Source organism: Nonomuraea sp. K271 (genome assembly GCF_009908215.1).
In the GTDB taxonomy this organism is placed as follows: domain Bacteria; phylum Actinomycetota; class Actinomycetes; order Streptosporangiales; family Streptosporangiaceae; genus Nonomuraea; species Nonomuraea longispora.
On record NZ_JAAAHR010000116.1, the window covers coordinates 22,970 to 31,143 of the forward strand.

Genomic DNA, 8,174 nt, shown 5'->3' on the forward strand with positions numbered 1-8,174 from the left:
TGACCGAGATGAGGGTGGTCCTCGCCGGAGGGGGGACGGCCGGGCACATCGAGCCCGCGCTAGCCCTTGCTGACGCGCTACGCCATCTTGACCGCAGCGTCGGCATCACCTGCGTGGGCACGGAACGCGGCTTGGAGACGCGGCTCGTGCCCGCCAGGGGCTACGAGCTGGAGCTGGTGCCGGCCGTGCCCCTGCCCAGGTCGATCACTCCGAGCCTGCTGACGGTGCCCGGCAGACTGGCCGGCGCGATCAACGCCACGGCCGCCATACTCGACCGGGTCCAGGCCGACGTCCTCGTCGGCTTCGGCGGCTACGTCGCGACCCCGGCCTACCTGGCGGCCAAGCGGCGCGGGCTGCCGATCGTCGTGCACGAGGCCAATCCGCGTCCCGGCCTGGCCAACCGGCTGGGCGCCCGGCTGACCGACCACGTCTTCACCGGCTATCCCGACGCGCAGCTGCTGCCGAAGGCCGAGTTCATCGGCACGCCGCTGCGGCGCGACATCGTCGATCTCGACCGGTTGTCCATGGGCGACAAGGCCCGTTCCTGGTTCGGGCTGGAGAACGACCGGCCGACGCTGCTGGTGTTCGGCGGCTCGCAGGGGGCCAGGTCGGTCAACGACGCGGCGCTGGCCGCGGCGCCCGTACTGCGCGGGGCGGGTGTGCAGGTGCTTCACGTGCTCGGCCCGAAGAACACCGTCGAGCACGAGCCGCCTCCGGGCGACCCGCAGTACGTGCTGCTGCCCTACCTCGACCGCATGGACCTGGCCTACGCCGCCGCCGACGTCGCGTTGTGCCGCAGCGGCGCGCTGACGTGCGCGGAGCTGACCGCGGTCGGGCTGCCCGCCGCCTACGTTCCGCTGCCGCACGGCAACGGCGAGCAGCGTATGAACGCCGAGCGCATCGTTCAGGGCGGGGGCGGTCTCATGGTCGACGACGCGGGCCTGACCCCCGATTGGATCATCCAGAACGTGCTGCCGATGCTCCACGACCCCGAGCGGGTCGCCGTCATGTCGGAGGCCGCCTCCCGGCTGGGGCGCAAGGACGCCGATATCATGCTTGCCAGGAAAGTGTTGGAGATAGCCCGATGAGTCTCGTGAAGCTGGTCGATCCCGTCGCCGTCGACGATCTGGGGCGGGTGCACTTCATCGGCATCGGCGGCGCGGGCATGTCGGGCATCGCCCGCATTCTGCTCAAGCGTGGCGTTTCGGTGTCGGGCAGTGACGCGCGCAGCTCCGAGCTGATCACCGAGCTGCGCGAGCTGGGCGCGACGGTGCACATCGGGCACGCCGCCTCCCATATCAGAGACGTCGACACCGTGGTCGTCTCGACCGCCATCCGTGACTCCAACCCCGAGCTCGGCGAGGCGCTCAAGCAGGGCCTGCGCATCATCCCGCGGGCCGCCGCGCTGGCCAGCGTCATGGCGGGGCGCACCGCCGTGGCCATCGCCGGCACCCACGGGAAGACCACCACCACCTCGATGCTGACCGTGGCGCTGCAGAAGTGCGGGGCCGATCCGTCCTACTGCGTGGGCGGCCAGCTCGTCACCACCGGGCTCGGCGCCGACGACGGCCAGGGCACGGTGTTCGTGGCGGAGGCCGACGAGAGCGACGGCTCGTTCCTCATGCTCGCGCCCGACATCGCGGTGGTCACCAACGTCGAGGCCGACCACCTCGACAACTACGGCGACCCCCGGGCGGTGCACGACGGCTTCGCCAGGTTCGCCGACCGGGTCGGCTCGCTGCTCATCGTGTGCGCCGACGACCCGGGGGCGGCCGAGCTGGCCGGCCGGGCGCGCGAGCGGGGGGTGCGGGTCAAGACGTACGGCCTGCGGGGCGAGGACTACCACGTCACCGGGGTCGCGCCCGACGGCTTCGGCACCGTGTTCGCCATCGAGGGCAAAGGCGACGTGCGGCTGGCGGTCCCCGGGGCGCACAACGCGCTCAACGCCGCCGCGGCGATCGCCGTGGCCGACGAGCTGGGGCTGCCGTTCGAGGAGATCAGGCAGGGCCTGGGGGCCTTCACCGGGGCCAAGCGGCGCTTCGAGGCCAAGGGCGAGGCCGGCGGCATCGCCGTGTTCGACAGCTACGCCCACCACCCGACCGAGCTGACCGCCGACCTGCGCGCCGCGCGCGACGTCGTCGCCTCCTACTCCGGCACCGGCAGGGTCATCGCGGTCTTCCAGCCGCACCTCTACTCGCGCACCCGGTTCTTCGCCGACGAGTTCGGCGCGGCGCTCGGCCTGGCCGACGAGGCCATCGTGCTCGACGTCTACGGCGCCCGCGAGGACCCCGAGCCCGGGGTGTCCGGCGCGATGGTGGCGGGGCGGGTGCCGCTGCCGGCCGGGCGGGTCGCGTACGCGCCCGACCGGGCCGCGGTGCCCGCGATGATCGCCGAGCGGGCCAGGCCCGGCGACATCGTGCTCACCATGGGCGCGGGCGACGTCACCGAGCTCGGCCCGCAGATCGTCGCCCGCCTGTCTTGAGCAGCCGCCGTTGGGCGTGGCGTGCGGTGTTCACCCACCCGGCGGCGTAGGTTGTGCCGACATGCAGGGGAGGGCGATGAAGGCGCGGACGGCGTTCCTGGTGCTGCTCACGGCGGGCGTGGTGGGCACGGCGGCGTGGCTCGTGTTCTTCTCTCCCGTGCTGGGCGTGCGGTCGATCGAGATCGTGGGAAATGTCACAGTGTCCGCCGAGGAGATCGAGCAGCGGGCCGAGGTGGCCGACCTGCACCCTCTCGCCACCGTCGACCTGGCGGGCGTCGAGAGCCGCGTCATGGGCATCAGGCGGCTCGCCGGCGCGAAGGCCGAACGTGTCTGGCCAGGCACGCTCAAGATCCAGGTCGTCGAGCGCAGACCCGTGGCGGCCGTCCCCGTGGGCGGGCAGGTGGCGATCGTCGACAGGCAGGGTGTGGTGATCGAGGTCAAGACGTCGGTTCCGCCCCTGCTGCCGCTGATCAAGGTCGACCGCCCCGCCGAGGGCGATCCGGCGTTGATGGCGGCGCTCGAGGTCATCCAGGTGGTGCCGGGGTCGGTGGCGGTCAGGGTCAAGGAGGTGCGCGCGGGCACGGCCGAGGGCGTCACCCTCGTGCTGTCCGACGGGCGTACCGTCATCTGGGGCGGCGCGGACCGGCCCAAGGAGAAGGGCCGCATCCTGACCTCGCTGCTCCGGCGCGAGCGCGACGCCACCCGTTACGACGTGAGTTCCCCGGACGTGGTGACGCTGAAGTGACGGTGATCGTCAGGGTCTGGCAACCGCGTGGCAAGAGCATCGCCGAGCCTGTCGGGGGTGGGGGGCGCGACGTGAGAGCCTGTAGAGCGGACGTTCGGCAGAGGAGGGCCCCGACCAGGAGCGACTTCGGAGCGAAACGGACAGCCCGCGACACGCCGGACGTGCTTGCGGCGCGGTTAGTTGACCCGCCTGGAGCGTAACTCCTACTGTCCGTATCAATCCTCAGGTTGACATAAATCTAAATCTCAACCTGAGGTTGAGAGTTACCCGAACTGACAAAAAGCGGAGACGATCCGCACCGAAATGGCAAGTCAACGAGCGGAAAGGCCCCTCGTCGTGGCAGCACCGCAGAACTACCTCGCGGTCATCAAGGTCGTCGGCATCGGCGGCGGCGGAGTGAACGCCGTCAACCGGATGATCGAAGAGGGACTCAAGGGCGTCGAGTTCATCGCGATAAACACCGACGCCCAGGCGCTGCTGATGAGTGACGCCGATGTGAAACTCGACGTGGGCCGCGAGCTCACGCGCGGACTGGGCGCGGGCGCCAACCCCGACGTGGGGCGCAAGGCGGCCGAGGACCACCGTGAGGAGATCGAGGAGGTCCTCAAGGGGGCCGACATGGTCTTCGTCACGGCGGGCGAGGGCGGTGGCACGGGCACGGGCGGCGCACCCGTCGTGGCCAACATCGCCAGGTCGCTCGGCGCGCTGACGATCGGCGTCGTGACCCGGCCGTTCAGCTTCGAGGGGCGGCGCAGGGCCTCGCAGGCCGAGGCCGGCATCGAGACGCTGCGCGACGAGGTCGACACCCTCATCGTGATCCCCAACGACCGGCTGCTGTCCATCTCGGACCGGCAGGTGAGCGTGCTCGACGCCTTCAAGGCGGCCGACCAGGTGCTGCTCTCCGGTGTGCAGGGCATCACCGACCTGATCACCACGCCCGGCCTGATCAACCTCGACTTCGCCGACGTCAAGTCGGTCATGTCGGGTGCCGGTTCGGCGCTCATGGGCATCGGACACGCCCGCGGCGACGACCGCTCGGTGGCGGCGGCCGAGATGGCGGTCTCCAGCCCGCTGCTGGAGGCCAGCATCGACGGCGCCCACGGCGTGCTGCTGTCCATCGCCGGCGGCTCCGACCTCGGCCTGTTCGAGATCAACGAGGCCGCCCAGCTCGTGTCCATGGCGGCCGCGCCCGACGCCAACATCATCTTCGGCACGGTCATCGACGACGCCCTCGGCGACGAGGTGCGCGTGACGGTGATCGCGGCCGGCTTCGACGACGTGCCGACGGCGGCCGAGAAACCGGCGGCCCGTCCGGCGGGGCGTCCGGCCGCGCCGCCGGTGTCGTCTCCCGCCCGGCCGAGCGTCTCGGCGCCCAGCGTGAAGTCCGAGCCGCCTCCTGCGCGCCCTGAGCCGCGTGCTGAGCAGCGTTCGGAGCCTCGCGGGGACTTCAGGGCCGAGCCGCGCGCCGAGGTCCGTCCTGAGGCCCGTCCAGAGCCTCGTACCGACTTCCGTCCTGAGCCGCGGCAGGAGCCGCGCGCGGAGTTCAGGCCCGAGCCGCGCTCCGAGTTCAGGCCCGAGCCCCGGCCGGAGCCGCGCTCCGACTTCAGGGCCGAGCCCGGGCCCGAGCAGCGACCCGAGCCGGTGCGGCCCGTGGAGCCCGCGCAGGATTCCCGGCAGGACGCGGGGGAGGCCGTCGCCGACGAACCGTCCGGCCCCGTCTCCATCCCCCGGCCTACGCCGGAGCCCGCCAACCCGCCCACGCCCATCACCTCCCGCATGTCGGAGCCCGCCAAACGTCCCCGCGTGGTCTTCGAGGAGCAGGAGGAGGAGCTCGACGTACCCGACTTCCTCAAATAGCCGGTCGCCTGACGCCGCTCCCCGAAGGGAAACGGGAGCGGCGCCGTCGTGTTCACGGCGGAGACGTCACCAGATCGGCAACGAGAGGAAGAGGCAGTGAGAAGGGACGAGATCGCGGCCGGGCTCGCCGAGGTCGAGACGCGCATCGCGGCGGCCTGCCGGGCCGTCGGGCGCGACCGCGGCGAGGTCACGCTGATCGCCGTCACCAAGACCAGGCCGGCGGAGGACGTACGCATCCTGTGCGAGCTCGGCGTGCGAGACGTCGGGGAGAACCGCGACCAGGAGGCCGCGCCCAAGGCGCGCGAACTCGCCGGCCTGCCGCTGACGTGGCACTTCGTCGGCCAGCTCCAGACGAACAAGGTCCGCTCCGTCGTCGGGTACGCCGACGTGATCCACTCCGTCGACCGCCCCAGACTGGTGGAGGCCATAAGCAAGGAGGCGGTGCGTCAGGGCCGCACCGTCGGCTGCCTGCTGCAGGTGGCGCTCGACGACGATCCGGCCAGAGGCGGCGCGCGCTCCGCCGACGTGCTCGCGCTCGCCGACGAGGTGGCGCTCGCCGAGGGCGTGTGGCTGGGAGGCGTCATGGCGGTGGCCCCGCTGGGGGAGGAGCCGGCCAAGGCGTTCGCCGCATTGCGGGAGGTGGCGACCCGTGTCCAGGAGCAGCATCCCCGGGCGACGATGGTTTCGGCCGGTATGAGCGAGGATCTCACCGAGGCCGTCGCCTACGGCGCGACACACGTGCGGATCGGTACGGCGTTGCTCGGTCGTCGCAAGCCCTTCGTCAGGTAATGTCCCCTCAAGTGGGTCTTCAGGCCCGTGACCGAGTAGAGGTCGATCAGCGGTGAGCTCCAGGGGGGTACGCCTACCGCCTCGGCACCCGGAGACGGGCCCGAGCGAGTGCGACCATGAGCAGGAGGACGACGTAGCGATGGCCGGCGCGATGCGCAAGATGGCGGTCTACCTCGGTCTCGTGGAGGACGACCGCTACGAGAGGTACGAGACCTACCCTGACGAGTACGCCTACGAGGACGACGTGCAGCGAACCGGCGAAGAGCGGCCTGTCGCGGTCCAGGACCGCGACGAGGACGCGGAGGCCGGGGTGCCCGCGCCACGGCCCGCGACGGCGATCGTGGAGCGTCGCACGACCGATCTCGCTCGCATCACGACCCTTCACCCCCGTACGTACAACGAAGCGCGTACCATAGGGGAGCACTTCCGGGACGGCACCCCGGTCATCATGAACCTGACCGAGATGGTCGACAGTGATGCAAAGCGCCTTGTGGATTTCGCAGCAGGTCTGGTCTTTGGCCTACATGGCAGCATTGAACGTGTTACGAACAAGGTGTTCCTGTTGTCCCCTGCCAATGTCGAGGTGACCGCCGAGGACAAGGCCCGAATCGCGGAACGCGGGTTCTTCAACCAGAGTTAGAGTCTCTGTATGTCTATCGCACCCAACCAGGTCTCGCCGAGACCGGGAGGGCACATCAGAAGTGGAGGCGCGGCCGAGCCGTGGGGATCGTCAGTCAGATCTTGGTCGTTGTCCTGTCTCTCTACTTGGTGCTGCTCATCGGCAGGATGATCTTCGAGACGGTGCAGGCTTTCGCCCGCCAGTGGCGCCCCACGGGTGTCGTCCTGGTGCTGGCGGAGGCCACTTACACCGCAACAGACCCACCACTCAAGTTCCTCCGCCGTTTCATTCCCCCGCTCCGGTTGGGTACGGTGGCCTTTGACCTAAGCTTCACTGTCCTGTTCATCGTCGTGCTGATCCTGATCCAGATCGCGGGAGCGCTTCGCTGAACGGGCCGATGTCGTGCCGGTCGTGATCCAACTCGTGTCCGCGCTGAAGTGATTCGGGTTACCGTCCCTCCGGACAGACTCCAAGCGCGCCAAGGAGACCAAAAATGCCGCTGACGCCCGCTGATGTGCGGAACAAGCAGTTCAGTACCACCCGGTTGCGGCCGGGCTACGACGAGGAAGAGGTCGATGCCTTCCTCGACGAGGTGGAGGCTGAGCTCGACCGCCTGATCCAAGAGAACGAGGAGCTCCGCGCCAAGCTGGCCGAGTGCCTGCGGGGGAAGGTGCCGGGCGGCATGAACATGCCCATGGCCTCCGCCCCGGTCCAGGAGCAGCAGCCCAAGCCCGAGATGATGACGCCGCCGCAGCCGGAGCCCATGCGGGCCCCCGAGCCGCCGCCGGTACAGCAGCCGCAGTCGGTGCCCGTGGCCATGAACATGCCTCCGACGGAGGACAACATGGACACCGCGGCCCGCGTGCTCGCCCTCGCCCAGCAGACCGCCGACCAGGCGATCTCCGACGCCCGCCGGGAGGCGGACGAGACGGTGACCCGCGCCCGCCGCGAGGCCGACGAGATCCTCACCAAGGCGCGCCGCCAGGCCGAGCAGGTCATCGGCGACGCCCGGGCCCGCGCCGAGACGCTCGAGCGCGACGCCCAGGAGCGCCACCGCCAGGCGATGGGCTCGCTGGTGCAGACCCGCGACGAGCTCGAGCGCAAGGTCGAGGAGCTGCGCAGCTTCGAGCGGGAATACCGCAGCAGGCTCAAGCTCTATCTGGAGAACCAGCTCGCCGAGCTCAACGTCGCGGCCGAGGGCAGCGGCGGGTTCCCGGTGATGTCGGGTGGTCCGCAGGGCCAGGCGGCGCCTGCCATGTCGCACGCCGTGCCCCAGGGAAGTGGCCAGCAGCCCCTGCCCGGTGGCCCCAACCCGTTCGGCGGCGAGGCGGCTCCCCAGGGCGCCTTCCCCGGCGGTGACGGTCCCCACAACGACCGCCGGTAAAGTACAGGGTCACTAGGACCTGTCACTCGAAAGAGCCCTCTGTGATCCTCATCAGTGCTGGTTTGGTGCTCGCGGCAGTGGTCTTGCTGATCGCGGGCTTCGTACTGGCGAAGCCGTTCCTGATCATGTGGTCCATCGTGGTCAGCGTGCTGTCCGCGCTGTTCCTGGTGATCGGGGCCTTCCTGCGGCGAAACGAGCTTTTTCCCGGTGGCGGGCAGGCCGCTGCGCCGGCCACCCCCCCGAAAGGGCTCACCCCGCCGGGCATGCCGTACACCCAGACCGGTGCCATGGCTCACCA

The 8,174-nt window shown here is 70.3% G+C and carries 9 protein-coding genes; all 9 read left to right on the plus strand.

Features of this window, described 5'->3' with window-relative positions; translation table 11 throughout:
• Positions 1–8: 8 nt before the first annotated feature.
• On the plus strand, positions 9–1,088 hold the full coding sequence (murG, locus tag GUY59_RS31735) for an undecaprenyldiphospho-muramoylpentapeptide beta-N-acetylglucosaminyltransferase (RefSeq protein ID WP_138203783.1): 1,080 nt from the start codon (positions 9–11) through the stop codon (positions 1,086–1,088).
• Complete coding sequence (murC, locus tag GUY59_RS31740; RefSeq protein ID WP_132331003.1) at positions 1,085–2,482, plus strand: UDP-N-acetylmuramate--L-alanine ligase; 1,398 nt, start codon at positions 1,085–1,087, stop codon at positions 2,480–2,482. Before murG ends, murC begins: the two co-directional genes overlap by 4 nt.
• A 76-nt stretch (positions 2,483–2,558) precedes the next feature.
• A complete protein-coding gene (locus GUY59_RS31745; protein ID WP_132331004.1) occupies positions 2,559–3,227 on the plus strand; it encodes a cell division protein FtsQ/DivIB in 669 nt (222 codons plus the stop codon).
• A gap of 336 nt (positions 3,228–3,563) precedes the next feature.
• Entirely contained in the window at positions 3,564–5,084 is a 1,521-nt protein-coding gene (gene ftsZ, locus GUY59_RS31750) for a cell division protein FtsZ (RefSeq protein ID WP_138203781.1), read from the plus strand.
• 96 nt (positions 5,085–5,180) lie between these two features.
• A complete protein-coding gene (locus GUY59_RS31755; RefSeq protein WP_132331008.1) occupies positions 5,181–5,873 on the plus strand; it encodes a YggS family pyridoxal phosphate-dependent enzyme in 693 nt (230 codons plus the stop codon).
• Positions 5,874–6,012: 139 nt separating this feature from the next.
• Positions 6,013–6,513 carry a cell division protein SepF gene (locus GUY59_RS31760; RefSeq protein WP_132331010.1) on the plus strand — a complete coding sequence of 167 codons (501 nt, stop codon included), beginning with the start codon at positions 6,013–6,015 and terminating at the stop codon, positions 6,511–6,513.
• Between the two features lie 80 nt (positions 6,514–6,593).
• On the plus strand, positions 6,594–6,881 hold the full coding sequence (locus GUY59_RS31765) for a YggT family protein (protein WP_132331012.1): 288 nt from the start codon (positions 6,594–6,596) through the stop codon (positions 6,879–6,881).
• A gap of 104 nt (positions 6,882–6,985) precedes the next feature.
• A complete protein-coding gene (locus GUY59_RS31770; protein WP_138203779.1) occupies positions 6,986–7,876 on the plus strand; it encodes a DivIVA domain-containing protein in 891 nt (296 codons plus the stop codon).
• Between the two features lie 41 nt (positions 7,877–7,917).
• Positions 7,918–8,174: hypothetical protein (locus GUY59_RS31775; protein WP_161714796.1), on the plus strand; the 257-nt coding region annotated here is incomplete at its 3' end.